The organism is Lentibacter sp. (assembly GCF_029254145.1).
Lineage (GTDB): Bacteria > Pseudomonadota > Alphaproteobacteria > Rhodobacterales > Rhodobacteraceae > Lentibacter.
Window position 1 is genome coordinate 1 of sequence record NZ_JAQWYD010000050.1, and the last position, 15534, is coordinate 15534.

Annotated in this window: 18 protein-coding genes; 8 read left to right on the top strand and 10 right to left on the bottom strand. The window is 56.6% G+C overall.

What is annotated here, in order from left to right; all coding sequences use genetic code 11:
- The first annotated feature begins 2 nt into the window (after positions 1–2).
- The 3 genes from P8O11_RS05680 to P8O11_RS05690 are packed head-to-tail and all read left to right on the top strand — an operon-like array spanning position 3 to position 2136.
- Positions 3–1184, top strand: coding sequence for a VWA domain-containing protein (locus tag P8O11_RS05680; RefSeq protein WP_300292565.1), 1182 nt, complete (start codon positions 3–5; stop codon positions 1182–1184).
- Positions 1184–1540: a hypothetical protein gene (locus P8O11_RS05685; protein WP_300292567.1), complete on the top strand. Its 357-nt coding sequence runs from the start codon at positions 1184–1186 to the stop codon at positions 1538–1540. Before P8O11_RS05680 ends, P8O11_RS05685 begins: the two co-directional genes overlap by 1 nt.
- A complete protein-coding gene (locus tag P8O11_RS05690; RefSeq protein ID WP_300292569.1) occupies positions 1537–2136 on the top strand; it encodes a DedA family protein in 600 nt (199 codons plus the stop codon). The genes P8O11_RS05685 and P8O11_RS05690 overlap by 4 nt, the downstream gene beginning before the upstream one ends.
- Positions 2137–2215: 79 nt before the next feature.
- Here P8O11_RS05690 and P8O11_RS05695 read toward each other — a convergent pair whose 3' ends face one another.
- On the bottom strand, positions 2216–2950 hold the full coding sequence (locus P8O11_RS05695) for an Asp/Glu racemase (protein WP_300292571.1): 735 nt from the start codon (positions 2948–2950) through the stop codon (positions 2216–2218).
- Positions 2951–3010: 60 nt separating this feature from the next.
- Here P8O11_RS05695 and P8O11_RS05700 point away from each other — a divergent pair, with 60 nt between their 5' ends.
- Together P8O11_RS05700 and P8O11_RS05705 are read left to right on the top strand one after the other, a co-directional pair.
- On the top strand, positions 3011–4168 hold the full coding sequence (locus P8O11_RS05700) for a cytochrome P450 (protein WP_300292573.1): 1158 nt from the start codon (positions 3011–3013) through the stop codon (positions 4166–4168).
- 24 nt (positions 4169–4192) lie between these two features.
- On the top strand, positions 4193–4879 hold the full coding sequence (locus P8O11_RS05705) for a M48 family metallopeptidase (RefSeq protein WP_089889670.1): 687 nt from the start codon (positions 4193–4195) through the stop codon (positions 4877–4879).
- Here P8O11_RS05705 and P8O11_RS05710 read toward each other — a convergent pair.
- The 5 genes from P8O11_RS05710 to P8O11_RS05730 all read right to left on the bottom strand — a co-directional run bounded on the left by P8O11_RS05710 (position 4876) and on the right by P8O11_RS05730 (position 10506).
- Positions 4876–5415, bottom strand: a complete 540-nt coding sequence (locus P8O11_RS05710) for an RSP_2648 family PIN domain-containing protein (RefSeq protein WP_300292576.1) — start codon at positions 5413–5415, stop codon at positions 4876–4878. The two genes, P8O11_RS05705 and P8O11_RS05710, sit on opposite strands and share 4 nt — an antisense overlap.
- A complete protein-coding gene (locus tag P8O11_RS05715; RefSeq protein WP_300292578.1) occupies positions 5412–6608 on the bottom strand; it encodes an RSP_2647 family RNA methyltransferase in 1197 nt (398 codons plus the stop codon). Before P8O11_RS05715 ends, P8O11_RS05710 begins: the two co-directional genes overlap by 4 nt.
- A 39-nt stretch (positions 6609–6647) precedes the next feature.
- Positions 6648–7313 (bottom strand): DUF6778 family protein, encoded by a 666-nt coding sequence (locus tag P8O11_RS05720; RefSeq protein WP_300292580.1) that lies wholly within the window; start codon positions 7311–7313, stop codon positions 6648–6650.
- Between the two features lie 156 nt (positions 7314–7469).
- Positions 7470–7730: a hypothetical protein gene (locus P8O11_RS05725; protein WP_177170648.1), complete on the bottom strand. Its 261-nt coding sequence runs from the start codon at positions 7728–7730 to the stop codon at positions 7470–7472.
- Positions 7720–10506 (bottom strand): glutamine-synthetase adenylyltransferase, encoded by a 2787-nt coding sequence (locus P8O11_RS05730; protein WP_300292583.1) that lies wholly within the window; start codon positions 10504–10506, stop codon positions 7720–7722. The genes P8O11_RS05725 and P8O11_RS05730 overlap by 11 nt, the downstream gene beginning before the upstream one ends.
- A gap of 54 nt (positions 10507–10560) precedes the next feature.
- On the opposite strand from P8O11_RS05730, the gene P8O11_RS05735 reads away from it, so the two are divergent.
- The 3 genes from P8O11_RS05735 (at position 10561) to P8O11_RS05745 (ending at position 12069) form a co-directional block, all read left to right on the top strand.
- On the top strand, positions 10561–11022 hold the full coding sequence (locus P8O11_RS05735; RefSeq protein WP_300292585.1) for a YbaK/EbsC family protein: 462 nt from the start codon (positions 10561–10563) through the stop codon (positions 11020–11022).
- 117 nt (positions 11023–11139) lie between these two features.
- The gene (locus P8O11_RS05740; protein WP_300292587.1) at positions 11140–11565 is read left to right on the top strand and encodes a DUF2852 domain-containing protein; all 426 of its coding nucleotides are present in this window, start codon (positions 11140–11142) and stop codon (positions 11563–11565) included.
- Positions 11566–11622: 57 nt separating this feature from the next.
- On the top strand, positions 11623–12069 hold the full coding sequence (locus tag P8O11_RS05745; RefSeq protein WP_300292589.1) for an RDD family protein: 447 nt from the start codon (positions 11623–11625) through the stop codon (positions 12067–12069).
- Between the two features lie 68 nt (positions 12070–12137).
- On the opposite strand, the gene P8O11_RS05750 is transcribed toward P8O11_RS05745, so the two are convergent.
- The 4 genes from P8O11_RS05750 to hflK all read right to left on the bottom strand — a co-directional run.
- Positions 12138–13538, bottom strand: a complete 1401-nt coding sequence (locus P8O11_RS05750) for a Do family serine endopeptidase (RefSeq protein WP_300292597.1) — start codon at positions 13536–13538, stop codon at positions 12138–12140.
- Between the two features lie 230 nt (positions 13539–13768).
- Positions 13769–13972 carry a DUF2065 family protein gene (locus tag P8O11_RS05755; RefSeq protein WP_300292591.1) on the bottom strand — a complete coding sequence of 68 codons (204 nt, stop codon included), beginning with the start codon at positions 13970–13972 and terminating at the stop codon, positions 13769–13771.
- Entirely contained in the window at positions 13972–14850 is an 879-nt protein-coding gene (hflC, locus tag P8O11_RS05760; RefSeq protein WP_300292593.1) for a protease modulator HflC, read from the bottom strand. The genes P8O11_RS05755 and hflC overlap by 1 nt, the downstream gene beginning before the upstream one ends.
- Positions 14850–15534 (bottom strand): FtsH protease activity modulator HflK (gene hflK, locus P8O11_RS05765; RefSeq protein WP_300292595.1); only part of this gene is annotated, 685 nt, incomplete at its 5' end. The genes hflC and hflK, both read right to left, overlap by 1 nt.

Sequence of the window (15534 nt, forward strand, 5' to 3'; positions counted from 1 at the left end):
CGATGTTTCTGCCCTTCTTTGAGAACCTCCGAGAAGCTGGCATCCCTGTCTCCCTGCGCGAATATCTGACCTTCCTTGAGGCCGTTAAAGCCGGCTTGGTCACCTATGACATTGAAGGGTTCTATTACCTCGCGCGCACAGCCATGGTCAAAGACGAGCGCCACATTGATCGCTTCGATCGTGCTTTTTCACATAGTTTCAAAGGACTGGAGGATCTCCCTTTAGGTGATGTCTTAGAAGCAGTCGACATCCCTGCCGATTGGCTTGAGAAACTCGCCGAAAAGCATCTGAGTGCTGAAGAGCGTACCGAGATTGAAAGTTTAGGCGGCTTTGACAAGCTCATGGAAACATTGAAAGAACGCCTGAAAGAGCAGGAATCCCGACACCAGGGTGGCAACAAATGGATCGGCACAGCCGGAACCTCCCCCTTCGGCGCCTATGGCTACAATCCCGAAGGCGTGCGCATCGGCCAGAGCGAGAGCCGCCACAAAAGCGCCGTCAAAGTCTGGGACAAACGCGAGTTCAAAAACCTCGATGGCGATGTCGAGCTTGGAACACGCAACATCAAAGTTGCACTGAAGCGCCTGCGCCGCTGGGCGCGTGATGGCGCGCATGACGAGCTTGATCTTGACGGCACAATCCGCGCCACAGCCGAGCACGGCTACCTAGACGTCAAGACCCGCCCAGAGCGGCGCAACGCCGTGAAAGTCCTCCTATTTCTCGATATTGGCGGCTCGATGGATCCGCATATCAAAATGGTCGAAGAGCTTTTCTCCGCCGCCAAATCCGAGTTCAAACACTTTGAGCACTTCTACTTCCATAACTGCCTTTATGAAGGCGTCTGGAAAGACAACGCACGCCGCTGGGATCAGCAAACTCCCACATGGGAGGTTCTGCGCACCTACGGGGCAGACTACAAGTGTATCTTCGTCGGTGATGCCTCCATGTCGCCCTATGAGGTTGCCTACCCTGGCGGCGCGAACGAGCACTGGAACGCCGAGTCAGGTCAAGTCTGGCTGGAGCGCACCCGCGAACATTGGTCCAACAACGTGTGGATCAATCCAGTACCTGAGAAATACTGGAGCTACACCCACTCCATCGGGATGATCCAAGAGATTTTCGAAAACCGCATGCACCCGATGACGCTTGATGGCATAACAGCCGCCATGCGCGAGCTTCTCTGATGTCTCGCCGGCAGAATGGGCTGATTGGTGTTCTTCGCTCCCACCCTGTAATGTTTTTGGCTTTCGCTCTCACTCTCGCACTGGTTTTGTTTTTTGCGACGGGCTTTGTTCGTCACGCTATCTACTGGTCAGACCCAGCCCATCAAGCCCAGCCCCTAGAAGGCTGGATGACACCACGCTACATTGCCAACTCTTGGAACGTTGACGGCCCCAAGCTAGCCAAACATCTCGGCGTCAGCGAAGCGCCCAAAGAGCGCCCCACACTGCAAGATATTGCCGATAAGCGCGGGGTACCTCTTGAGACGATCATAGCTATCGCAGAGAGCTATCTGACAGCCCACTCGCCTCCCAAATGAGCGATACACTCCTCCAACTTCTAGCCACCTACGGCGCACCCCTGCTCGCCCTGACAACCTTTGCCTCCTGTCTTGCTCTGCCAGTGCCTTCCTCTCTGATGATGCTGGCAGCGGGAGCTTTTGTGGCCTCTGGTGACTTGAGCGCAAGCGCGGTCGCCGCCGCAGCCTTCCCTGGAGCTGCTGCGGGTGATCAGCTCGGCTATTTTGCAGGCCGAGGTGGTGGAGCCTTTATAGAGCGCAAGCTCGCCAGCCGCCCCAAACGCCGCCGCCTCTATTCCCGCGCGCGCGCCTACCTTCTGAGCCACGGCAACTATGGCGTGTTTCTTACGCGCTGGCTCTTTTCTCCGCTCGGTCCCTACGCAAATTTGGCGGCAGGGGCTGCTCGGCTCAGCTGGGCACGCTTTACACTTTGGGCCGCCGCCGGCGAAGCCCTCTGGGTCGCGCTTTACGTGACGCTCGGACAGGTCTTCTCGCACAACCTTATGATAGCTTCCGACCTCATCACTCAGGTGCTGGGCCTGCTTGCCGCACTCGGCAGCAGCTTTTTTCTGGGGCGCTGGTTACTCAAACTCTCCAGACGGCGGGCACGCCGCTAGCGTTTCGATTGTCTCGCTGCCAGAGTGCACAGTCTGCCAACCTGTCACCACGAGCGCCGTTTATATTTTGGCCCACAAACTATTGTTTAAACAATGCCCCTGGCCCCCAGCCCTCAGATTTCAGGCCTGCAAGTTTGATCAAATGCCACAAAAGCGCTTGATTAGAGGAGATCACAGGGCATCCCGCGCGCTGTTCTGCTTCTTCCAAAATACCAAAGGTACGCAGGTTTGTGCAGCTGGCAAAAACGGCATCGCATTCTGATATTTTCGAAACGTTTTCTATTGCTTCAAGTGTACTCTGCTCACTGATCCGCGCGACTTTTCTATCTTCACGTTCCGCAAAACTAAACTCACTCACTGCCTCGAACCCATTCGCGCTCAAAAGCGCGCGCATCGGTGCAGTCACCTCTTTAACATAGGGGCTGACAAAAGCGATCCGTTTGGCCTTGAGCGCGTGAAGTCCAGCCATGACTGCCGAAATAGGGTCACTCACTGCCGCCTGTGGATGGCTGTCTTGTACCAATTCAGCAACCCGTGCAGGCCCAATCACAGTGCTCGCTGAGGTGCAGGCATAGCCCACAGCCTTAAGCCCTTGGGGCAAAAGCTGCGCGACCTCAGGGAGCCTTTTTTCCATCATTTTAAGAGCCTCAGGCGTCACATCAGCCTCAGCCCTGATACGCGCATGGACAAGACTTACAGCCCGCCCTGCAAGCACTTGGCGCGCCTCATTTTCAAGCGTCTCATCTGTTGAGAGCACAATTAGGCCCAGCTTTGCCGCCCCGCCATAACCGTCGTCCAAGTCGTAAGTCTGCATGTCATGAGCCTTGTGTATATTCCGCTGGCCCGAATCTGACCTCGCCCCTAACCTTGCCCCATGAGCAATGCCCCTGTCACGCACATAGACCCGATACGATTTGCAGCCGATCCCTATCCAGATCTGGCACACATGCGTGCGCACGCGCCCATCTCCTTTGTGCCCGAGTTAAATGCAACGCTCTTCACACGCCGCGATGACATCTTCACCCAAGAAAAACGCATCGACATTTTTTCATCCGAGCAACCCGAAGGCCTAATGACCAAGCTTATGGGCGAGAACCTGATGCGCAAGGACGGCGAAGCGCATATGTTTGAGCGCCGCGCGCTTTTTCCCGCGCTCAGCCCGCGGACAATGCGCGATATCTGGCTCCCGCAAATTGATGTTAAGGCAGACAAGCTTCTGCAATTCCTAGCCGAAAACAAAGCCTGCGATCTCGTCCGAGACTACGCCATGGTCATTTCAGCCGAGACACTCAAGCTCGTGACAGGCTTGACAAACATGGAAGCCGCCGAGCTTGACCGCGTCAGCCAAGGTATGATCGACGGCTGCGCCAACTATGCAGGGAAGCCTGAAGTTGAGGCCAACTGCCATGACTGCACACGCTCAATAGACGATCACATCGACGAAATGATCCCGATTGTCACGAAACACCCGAACAAGTCAGCACTTTGCGTGATGCTTGAGGCTGGGCTGCCAATAGAGTCCGTTCGTGCCAACATCAAACTGATCATTTCGGGGGGTCAAAACGAACCTCGCGACGCCATCGCTGGTGCCTCTTGGGCCCTACTTACCCATCCAGAACAACTCGACATGGTAAAGAGCGGCGCCGCAACTTGGGGTGAGGTGTTTGACGAATACCTCCGCTGGATATCCCCCATAGGCATGTCCCCGCGCGAGGTCGCTAAAGACGAGGTCATTGGTGGAGTCCAGTTCACAAAAGGCGAACGTATCTTCTTTATGTTCTCCTCAGCAGGCCATGATGAAGCCTATTTCGAAGCCCCAGAGACCTTCGATATCAAGCGCAATACTGGCCCAAGTCTTCCCTTCGGAGCGGGTCCGCATTTCTGCGGTGGCGCGGCTGTGGCACGGTCTCTGATCACGGAGGTCGCCCTGCCCAAGCTCTTCGCTGCCTGCCCCGATTTGCGTCTTGATGGCGAAGTTCCCTTCACGGGCTGGGCCTTTCGCGGCCCAACCAAAATGCCCGTTGCGTGGTAGCTCCAAACACCCCATATCTGTGGCATGCTAAAACTTCTGCCAATCCTTCTGCCGCTGATTTATGGCTACATCATTTACCGCTTCTCCGTGCGCAATACGCTGAAAGAGCTGGATGCAAAGTCCACCGAGCTGGCCGATCCCGCGTTTCAGCCTGTTCTCGAACGTCTCGCAGCAGCCCTCGGCATCCCTCGCGTGCGTGTCCACCTTTATGAGATTGAGCCCGTGAATGGCCTTGCCGCACCCGATGGCCGCATCTTCATAACACGCGGGTTCTACGACAAATTTCGATCAAACGAAGTTTCCGCCGAAGAGCTCGCCAGCGTCATTGCACACGAGCTTGGCCATGTCGCCCTTGGCCACTCCCGCCGCCGCATGATCGATTTTTCAGGCCAAAATGCAATGCGCATGGCCCTTGGCGCTGTGCTGTCGCGCTTCATTCCTGTGATAGGCTTCTGGCTCGCCAACTTCGCCACAAGCCTCCTCGCCGCCCGTCTTTCACGCTCTGACGAATACGAAGCCGACGAATACGCCGCCGCTTTGATGACAAAGGCAGGCTTTGGCGTGACGCCGCAGATTGAGCTGTTTCACAAGCTCGAAACCCTCACAGGCGCGGTCGCAGGCCGCCCGCCCGCATGGCTCTTGAGCCACCCAAAAACCGAAGAGCGTATTGCCGCCATACGTGCACTCGAAAGTCGTTGGCAAGACGCCTAAGAAAGCGCCTTCGCAAGTCGCGGTAAACGCGCTTTCTTGAGTAAGCCGCGCATGTCCCAATCCTGTCCTGACAGCTCTTGAGCCTTGGCCAAAACCCGCGAGGCGACGCCTGACACAAGCTCCGGCTGCGCGGCCCAAAGTCCGCGCAAATATGCGTCAGGGTCCAACAGGCTCAGCCCCTCTTCAGCCAAGATTTGTGGCGGAAAATCCTTTTTATTCAATGTGATGATTGCATCAGCTGAGCCTGAAATCGCAGCTGCGAGCACATGAATATCGTTCGCATCCGGCAACCAAAGGCGCGCCTTTAGCCCATCGCCATAGCGCACCCGCGCATTCGGCCAGCGAGCATTGAGCAACGCAATTTCACCTTCCGCAAAAGCACGTGCGCCTCGCTCGTGCTTCTCGGCAGTATGTGCCCACTCACCCTCGATTTCAGCAGACCAAAATGGCTCAAACGCCCCCGCATCCGCCACACCAAGGAGCATCTCGCGCATAACTGTCGGATACAGCACGCAAGTATCGAGCAGTAACTTCACAGGCGATAAAACAGCGCTTTGAGATAGCCACTTTCTGCAAGCTGCGGCATCAGCGGATGATCAGGCCCTGCAAAACCCGTATGGATCAGCTGGCTTGTGCGCCCCGCTCGGCCAATGCCACGGCTAGACGCGGCGCGAAACTTGCTCAAGTCAGCGGCATGAGAACACGAACAGAGGCCCAAATAGCCGCCATCCTTGACCAAAACAGAAGCCAACCGTGCAATCCGCTCATAAGCCCGCAATCCTGCGTCGAGCGCTTTCTTAGACGGCGCAAAAGCGGGTGGGTCACAGATCACAACGTCAAATGTACGCCCCTCTTCCGCCAATGCCACCAGCGCATCAAATGCATCTGACACACGGGTTTCAAAGCGCTCAGAAACGCCCGAAGCCTTCGCACCCTCAGTCGCCAATTCAAGAGCAGGTGCCGAGCCGTCCACAGCAAGAGCGCTTGTCGCACCTCCCGCCAAAGCCGCGAGCCCAAACCCGCCTACATGCGAGAAAACATCAAGCACATCAGCGCCTTGGCTGAGCTCTGCGGCAAAAGCCTGATTGTCGCGTTGGTCAAAAAAGATCCCTGTTTTCTGTCCGCCAGTGAGGTCAGCCATATAGGTTGCACCGTTCATCTTAACAGGTACGGGCGCGCTTGGGGCAACACCCGCCAAGACAGCGCTCACATCGTCGAGGCCTTCCAAGCCTCGGGCGCGGCCAGCCGAGTTTTTCAGGATCGTCGTGATCCCGCCCAGCCCAAGCAAAGCTTCGCATAGCGCATCAAGCTTCATCTCGGCCCAAGCCGCGTTAGGCTGCAATACAACCGTGTCACCAAAACGGTCAATGACCACACCAGGAAGCCCGTCTGCCTCCGCATGGACAAGGCGATAGAACGGTTCGCTATAAAGCCGCTCACGCATCTCCAAAGCCTTTGAAAGCTTCGCTTTAAACCATGCAACATCGACAGGAACGTTGACATTTCGCTCCAGCATACGCCCCGAAATACGGCTCTCGGCGTTGAAGCCGACAAGCCCCAAGGGCGCGCGATCGGCATCTTCCAAAAGCACAATCTCACCTTTTGAAATGGCTTTCGTACGGCGGTCAAGCACGAGTTCATTGTCAAACACCCAAGGTGCGCCGTGACGAATCTTGCGCGCGTCTGCTTTGGGTTTGAGGCGAATAACGGAATAAGGGAGCTGTGTCATACAGCCCCCTTACATCACTTTTCTCAGGTTGTGAAAGCCTTAGTAAAGACTGTTTTGCGAAGCTACGGGCGCAAACGGAAGGCTGGCCTGTGCATTGCGGCTCACAATCGCTTCTGGCGCAACCGATGCGCTCAACTCTTTGTGGATAACGTTTACCAGATGCGCACTGACACGCTTCTTTTGTGTCTCACCACGGGCGTCGGCGGCAATGGCTTCTTGTCCGCCAAAAGCGTGCAAATCTGGTTTGATCTTTCGCGGCGCCATCAAGTCGAGACCAGTTTCAGGGTCTTTCACACTCAGCATGAAAGTGATCGAATGGTTTCCACCCACAGTGTAGCGCGCTTTGTCGGTCACAGAGTGAAAGCGCAAAACATCGATTTCGATGTTCGCTTTCTGGCCGACGGTCAGGTCTTGTGCTGCCGCTTTCGCACTGCTTTCAGAGATGGCGCTCACTTGCTCATAGCGGTCGCCGCGTGCGTCACCGCGCCAGACAATATCTGCCACAGGGTAATAAAGCTCTGCTTCCGAAACACGTAGCTCACGTGACACATTCACTTTGATGTCGTTCACGGCCACGGGCTGGCTCAAAATTTCTTGTTCTTTGCCGCCCACAAACGGTGCGTTGCGGGTGGCCACGTCCATACTCGCGCAGCCAGAAATGCTCAGGCCCATTGCGACAACGAGTGCTGCTTTCATAAGTTTCATCTTCGTCCTCCTAGGGCTTTAGCCCGCTTTACTGCTCAGACAGCAGATTGGAGGCAGAATCGGACAACTTTAAGGCAGATTGGGGGTCATTACTTGGCGCATCGCAATGTGTTCAAATCGACACAAGGCAGGCAAGCATCTGATTTTGAACAGAGATTAATTGCGGCGCGCTTGCCAGCCACCACGGCGGCGCGGTCGCTCCATCGTGGCCAACCCCTCTTGCAAGACATCATTCATAGGATGTCCTTCGCTCTTATGGCGATCTAGCAAAAGCGCAATAGTTTCTGTTTGGTCCAGTTCGTCAGGCAAGCTCAGAGCCCAATCCAGAAAGATCGAGCGGCACTCAGAGGCCGTAATCCCCTCGATGTTATAGGCTTCACGTATCAAAGCTTTTGGATCGTAAATATCACCCTTCATCACCTGCTCCCCTGAGATTGGCCGCGATCACATCCGCCGCTGTCGTAGCGCAGCTTTGCAGCTCCGCTTGCAAAGAGGCAAGGTCTTTCGCGCCCGTTTCGCGCAGCACAAGCTGGGTCGCACCCTCGCTCGCCACATCGGCATCAAACGGTTTGTCCGACAAGAACCGTGTGGTCAGGTTGAGCGCCCACAAGAGTCGATAGGCCCGCATCAAGCCCTCACTTTGCGCCTTATCAATCAGCCCTGCGCTGACAAGCCCCTTCACGCCCGCCTGCACCCGTAGATTTGACACGCCACCTGCAAGAGCTCCCATCTGTGAAAACAGCTCGATATCCTGCAAGCGCCCAGCACCGATCTTTGCATCCCACGGCCCGCTCGGGGCTTTGGCTGCCGCAATCTTGGCGCGCATCTCGGCCACGCCTGTCACAGTACGCGCATGGTCTTGGCCCTTTTCTGCCAGAAGCTGCTTGCGGAAGTCGTTAAACGCCTGCCCCAAGCTTTCCAGCCCACAAATCGGGCGCGCCCGCACCAGCGCAAGATGTTCCCAAAGCCACGCTTCACCCTCTTGATAGGCCCTAAACGCAGGCCAGCTTGTCGCCACGGGGCCTTTATTGCCCGATGGGCGCAAGCGCATATCGAGCTCATAGAGCCGCCCCTCAGCCATCGGAGCTGTTACGGCAGTCACCAAGGCCTGCGTAAGCCGCGCATAATAGGGCCGTGTCGCAAGAGGGCGGCGGCCCTCCGACATTTCCACATCCTCAGGATCGTAAATCACAATAATATCAAGGTCCGACGCACTTGTGAGGCGTCCCGCGCCAAGAGAGCCCATCCCAATCACGGTTGCCCCTTTTCCGGGAGGAGGACCATGTTTTGCAGAAAACTGCGCCACGACTTCGGGCCATAGCGCCCGCAGCACAGCCTCGGCAAGCTCGGCATATTGTGCGCCCGCCTCCTCTGCGCCTGTAATTCCACGCAGGAAGTGAACCCCGACCCGAAAGTGCCACTCCTTCATCCAGCGTCGCGCAACATCTAGTTTGCGCTCGTAATCATCCTCTTCTTCCAAACGCGCGCCAAGCTCGGCAGTGAGCGCAAGCGCGCCCGTCCAATCCGCGAAGAAATCCCCACCAATCACCGCATCAAAAACGCCGGCATTGCGGCTCAAATGATGCGCCAACGCAGGCGCTGTGCTCGCAATGTCCACAATCAAATTCACAAGCTGCGGATTGGCTTCAAAAAGCGAAAAGAGCTGCACCCCAGCCGGCAACCCTGCCAGAAACCCGTCAAATGCCAAGAGCGCGCCATGCGGATCGGCAGACTTGGCCAAAGCACTCAATATATCAGGCTTCAGACGGTTAAATATCTGCGTGCCCCGCTCTGATCTGAGCGCCGCATAGGTCGGCCATCGGCTGATCACTTCGCCGTCCAGTTCAGGCATATCGGGGGCTGGGCTCACGGCATCAGGCGCAAAGAATCCCTCGGTCAGCGCATGTACCTCTTCCAAGCGCTCGGTGAGCTCCTTTTCCATAGCGCCGCGCTCAACGCCCATAAAGGCCGCAAGCTGCTCCATGCCCTCGCCTGTTGTCGGCAACAAATGTGTCTGCTGATCCGCAATCATCTGCACACGGTGCTCAACTTCTCTATGCGCACGGTAGTGGTTCACCAGTGTCTCAGCCACATCCTCTGGAACCCAGCCTTTTTGCGCCAAAACGCCCAGCGCAGGCACAGTGCCACGCACGCGAAGATCAGTGTCGCGCCCACCCGAAATCAGCTGGAGAGTCTGGGTGAAAAACTCAATCTCGCGTATACCGCCACGTCCGAGCTTCATGTTATGGCCCATCAAGTCGATCCTGCCACCAAGCCCCTTATGCTCTCGGATACGCAGGCGCATATTATGAGCATCCTCAATCGCCGCAAAGTCGAGGTGCTTGCGCCAGACAAACGGGCGCAGCGTCTCCAGAAACGCCTCCCCTGCCGCCTGATCGCCTGCACCGCAGCGGGCCTTGATGTAGGCCGCGCGCTCCCATGTACGCCCGAGGCTCTCGTAATATCGCTCTGCCGCTTCGACAGCCATACACACAGGTGTCACAGCAGGATCAGGGCGTAGCCTCAGATCCGTGCGAAAGACATAGCCCTCGGCGGTGCGGTCATTGAGCATCGCACTCATTCCGCGCGTCGCCTTGATGAACGCCTTGCGCGCCTCAAAGAAGTCATCGCGCTCAAAGCGGGCTTCATCAAAGAGACAGATCAAATCAATATCTGAGGAATAGTTGAGCTCATAGGCCCCCATTTTTCCCATCGAGAGCACAAACATCCCACCCAGAGTCTCCAGATCGTCTAGGCTCATGCCTGGTAGCTTGCCGCGTCGCACTTCAGCCCCCAAGGTGGCGCGCAAACTCAACTGTACCGAGAGATCGGCAAAATTTGTCAAAGCGCCTGTGACCTCTTCAAGCGACCAAACACCGCCCAGATCAGCCAGTCCTGTCAAAAGAGCCACGCGCTTCTTTGCGCGGCGCAATTCACTTGGTAAATCTGGAGCGCCGACCTCGCGCAGCCGCGCAAACTCGGCGTCAAGCCCAGCCCTGGGCGCATCAAAAGCTGACACCATCCAAGCAGCCTCGCGCATCATCAAAGAGAGCAGATAGGGGCTACACCCTGCCGCGCCTTCAACAAGCTTGGCAAGATCACCGCTCAAACTCTCAAAAAGCGCGCGCCCCTCAGCGCCACGATCGCTGTCATAAACCCTTGGCAGGCGGCTGATTTTCTGTGCAAATTCCATACCTAAGGATGCGCCGCGCCCAAAGCCGCGTCAATCGCGAAGAGGAGCCGAACCATGTCAAAAAGTCTCAAGCGCGTGAGTGCTGCTCTTGAAGGTGAAGCGACAGAAATCCGAGAAACGGGTGAGGCCAAAACCGCGTTGCAAGCCGCCGCAGAGCTCGGCGTTGAAGTGGATCAGATCGCCAAGTCGATCATCTTTCAGGGGCAAACGACTGGCCAAGCGCTTCTCTTCATTACAGCGGGCGGCAATCAGGTTTGTGAGAACAAGGCAGCCGCTCTTGCGGACGAGCCTCTTGGGCGTGCAGATGCCGCACTTGTTCGAGCGCAGACTGGCTTTGCCATCGGTGGGGTTTCCCCGCTCGCGCACAAGACCCCGATCCGTAGCTTTTTTGATCCGCGCTTGATGGATTTCCCGCTTATTTGGGCCGCCGCGGGCACGCCACACCATGTATTCAGCCTCACACCTGTCCGACTTTTGGAAAAATCTGCGGCACAACACGCTGATTTTACGACTTGAATTTTATAAATGTAAATTTGTTTAACATAGACCCTTGCGGGACGTCCCCTCGACACCAATATTGGCAATGTGAAGAGCATTCACATTGAGATGCATACCAGTAAGGAGTTTAATAACATGACACACGCCGTTCCCTATTCTTCCCCCTCCCAAGGATGGTTTGCCCGCGCCGAGGCTTGGCTTGATGACAAAGGCAAAGGGGCTTGGATCGCCGCTATGGTCCTCAGCTTTATCGCATTTTGGCCGATCGGCCTTGCGCTCTTGTTTTACATGATCACAACCAAACGCCTTGGTTCTGGCTCCTGCCGCAAGCGCTGCGCCAAACAGCACGCACGCTTCACCGCTTCGCGCACGTCTGGCAACGCAGCCTTTGACGCTTACAAAGAAGAAACACTGCGCCGCCTCGAAGAAGAGCAGCACAACTTTGAAGCCTTCCTTGAGCGCCTGCGTGATGCCAAAGACAAGGCTGAGTTTGACCAGTTCATGGATGAGCGCGCTGAGGCCCACGACGCTTCAGAGCATGAAGAAACAGAAAAAGCCTAACAAACCCCGCTTGGCCCTCCTATCTTGAGGGCCAAGACTGTTATTCACGAGGACACGATGAACACCCAAAGCTTTGATTTGCCTGACCCCCACTACCAGCCAGAGTTCTATGCTGATGTGCCCCTCAAGCGACTGATATCATGGGCGATTGACACGGTTATCATCGTGCTCCTGGTTGTTCTGATCCTACCGTTCACAGCCTTTACAGGGCTATTTTTTCTGCCCCTGCTCGCCTTTTTGGTCAACTTCGCCTACCGCGTAATCTGTCTAGCCAATGGCTCGGCAACCCTCGGTATGCGCCTCACGGCGATCGAGTTTCGCACCCGCGATGGCGCGCGTTTTGATGTGTCTGACGCGCTCTTGCATACACTTGGCTATACGCTGTCGTGGATGTTCCCGATCGCGCAGTTTGTCTCCGTTATTTTCATGGCGTCCCAAGAACGCGGCCAAGGCCTAACCGATATGGCCCTCAGCTCCGTCGCCCTCAACCGCCGCGCCAGCTGAGCGCTTTTCCAAAAGAAAACGGCCGCCCAATCACTCGGGCGGCCGTTTCATATCCGTATCTCAAGACTTTAGTCGAGCGTCAACGCCACAAACCGTGGCTCACCCGCGCGGCGCACGAGTAAGAGAAGAGACTTGCGCCCCGCCTCTTTAGCCGCATCGACCTGCGCCTGAAGCTCACCCGCCGTGGCAATTTTCTGCTGGCCAGCCTCGGTGATAACATCGCCCGCACGCAGCCCTTTTTCAAAGGCCTCTGCCGCTTCGTCCACATCGGTGACAACCAGACCATTGGCATCCGCGCCCAGCTCAAGCTGCTCGCGTAAATCGTCAGTCAATGGTGCCAGCTTGAGGCCAAGCATCTCCATCTCCTGAACATCGCCTTCGTCACTCGTGTCCTCTTCCATAGGAGCTTCATTGCTCTCCGCGTCTTCTCGGCGGCCGAGCGTGATCTTGAGTGTCTGGGTCTTTCCTTCACGGAACACGATCACCCGCACAGTCTTGCCCACATCCGCGTTGCCCACGGTGCGCACAAGTCCGCGTGTGTCTTCTACATCGACACCGTCAAAACTCAAGATAACATCACCTGAAAGCATCCCCGCATCTTTTGCAGGCCCGTCAGGAACATCCGTCACAAGCGCACCAGCGGTCTTCTCAAGGCCAATCGCCTCGGCCACATCATCAGACACATCCTGAATGCGCACACCAAGCCAGCCACGACGGGTTTCACCGAAGTCGCGCAACTGGTTCACGACACGCGTCACAACGTTTGATGCCATAGAGAAGCCGATCCCGATAGAGCCGCCATTGGGGCTCAGGATCGCAGTGTTCACACCGACAACCTCACCATCCATATTAAAGAGCGGTCCACCCGAGTTACCACGGTTGATCGCCGCGTCGGTCTGGATGTAGTCGTCATATGCGCCTTGGAGCGCGCGATTGCGCTGGCTGACAATCCCTGCAGAAACAGAAAAACCCTGCCCCAGAGGATTGCCCACAGCCAAGACCCAGTCGCCGACGCGCGCAGTGTCAGAGTTGCCAAAAGGCACAAAAGCCAGCGGCGTATCACTCTCGACTTTCAAAAGCGCGATGTCTGTTTTCGGATCGGTCCCGATCACTTTGGCTTCCAGTTCTCCACCTTCAAAAAACTCGATAATCACCTCATCCGCGCCTTCAATGACGTGGTTGTTGGTGACAATGTAGCCGTCTTCCGAAATTACAAACCCCGAGCCAAGCGCCGAAGAACGGCGTGGGCGGTTGCCCTGTCCGTTGCGGTCCTGAAATTCCTTGAAGAAGTCTTCAAACGGGCTGCCATCCGGCACAATCGCCCCTGGCCCAGTGCCGCGTGCCACCATCGTTGAGGTGGTGATGTTTACCACTGCGGGGCTGACCCGTTCAGCAAGGTCAGCAAAGCTCTCGGGTCGCGCCTGCGCTGCGATTGCCTGCGCCAGAAAGAGGGCCGCGCCCAGCATCATCAGCCAAAGCGCGCGCACAACGCCCGCCTCGGTGGTTTTAATAGCAATAACTTTTGTAGCCTGTCTCACACTGATGCTCCTTTATCTCATGCGATCATTCCACACCAAGCGGCGCGGGTTCAATCTCATATATATGTAAACTAGGAAGTTTCATTATCAACGCCAAGTCCGAGCACCTCCACTCAAACGCGCGTGATCGCAGCGTGAAACGGCGAGAACACGCCGAGACCTCACGCGCCAAGCGCCTTTGCGCCCCAGACCAAAAGCAGACCAAGCACCATCATCAGTGCGCCAATCATGCGGCGCGCCTCTGGCGGCAGCTCTCTGAGAGCACGCAACATATCTTCAATAAGCGAAGGGGCCAGCACATAGACCAGCCCCTCCAAAAGTAGCACCAGCCCGAGGGCCAGAAGGGCAGTTGCCCAAATCGTCATCAGTTGCCGTTTTCGTTCTTCAGATAGTTGAAGAACTCTGAGTCAGGCGACATGACCATGCTTGTGTTGTTGCCCGTAAGCGCGCCACGATAGGCGTTGAGCGAGCGGTAAAACTCGAAGAACTCCTGATCTGCGCCATAGGCCTCGGCAAAGATCGCGTTGCGCTGCGCATCGGCCTCGCCTCGGATGATCTCGGCTTGGCGGCGGGCATCAGAGGTGATTTCAACACGGGTTCTGTCCGCTTGCGCGCGCACGCGCTGCGCCGCTTCGTTACCACGGGCGATCTCGTCTGCCGCTTCGCGTTCCCGCTCGGCTTGCATCCGCGAGAATGTCGCCGCGAGGTTGGCATTGGGCAGGTCGGTGCGCTTGAGGCGAACGTCGATCACTTCAATCCCCAACGACCGTGCTTCGGCAATCGCGCCGTTGCGAATGCGCAGCATCAGCGCAGCACGGTCAGAGCTCAAGATGTCGTTGGACGAAACCGTACCCAAGACTTCGCGCGTTTCCGAACGCAGGATCGAGTCAAGCCGGCGACCCGCCACTTCGATGGCCTGATCACCGCCCGCACCTGTCGCCTGACGGAACTGTTCCACATCATTGATGCGATAGCGCGCAAAGGCGTTCACTTCGAGGCGGCGGTCATCTGACGGTGTCACCTGAAGCTGGGGAATATCACGGCTCAGGATACGATTGTCATAGCGGATAACCTCCTGAATAAGCGGGATCTTAAACGCTAGACCCGGCTCGTCCTTGATGTCCACAAGGCGCCCGAACTGCAGCACCAGAGCCTTTTCACGCTCGTCCACAATGAAAATAGACGAGAGCAGACCGGCAAGCGCCAGCACAATCACTGGCAGGATATATGTTGTGGAGCGCATCAGTTGCTCCCTCCTGTTGGCGTGGTTGTGTTACGGCGCAGCTCGTTGAGCGGCAGATAAGGCACAACGCCCCCTTGCCCGCTGGCATTGCCATCGAGGATGATTTTATCAACGTTGCCAAGCACTTCTTCCATCGTTTCCAGGTAGAGACGCTTACGTGTCACTTCTGGCGCTTTGGAATATTCGCTCAAAACAGCGGTAAAGCGGCTGGCTTCACCCTGGGCTTCGTTCACAACTTGGGCACGGTAGCCTTCGGCCTCTTCAAGCACCTGAGCAGATTCACCACGCGCCGCCGCAAGGACGGTGTTGGCATAGGCGTCAGCCTGCTTCTCAAGGCGGTCACGGTCTTGCTCGGCTGACTGAACAGCAAAGAACGCCTGTTTCACTTCTTCGGGCGGATCGGCCTTGTCAAAGTTCACACGCACAATGTTCACGCCACTGCTGTAGCTGTCGAGCGTTGACTGGATAAGGTCTTTCAAACGGTCGGCAATAGGGCCACGGTCGCGGTTGAGGATCGGGGCCAGCTCGCTCTGCGCGATAATTTCGCGCATTGCAGATTCCGAAACAGCGCGAATGGTTGTTTGTGGCTCACGCAGGTTGAAGAGGAATTCTTCCGCGTTGTTGATGTTCCAAACAACTTGGAAGTCGATGTCGACGATGTTCTCGTCACCCGTCAGCATCAGG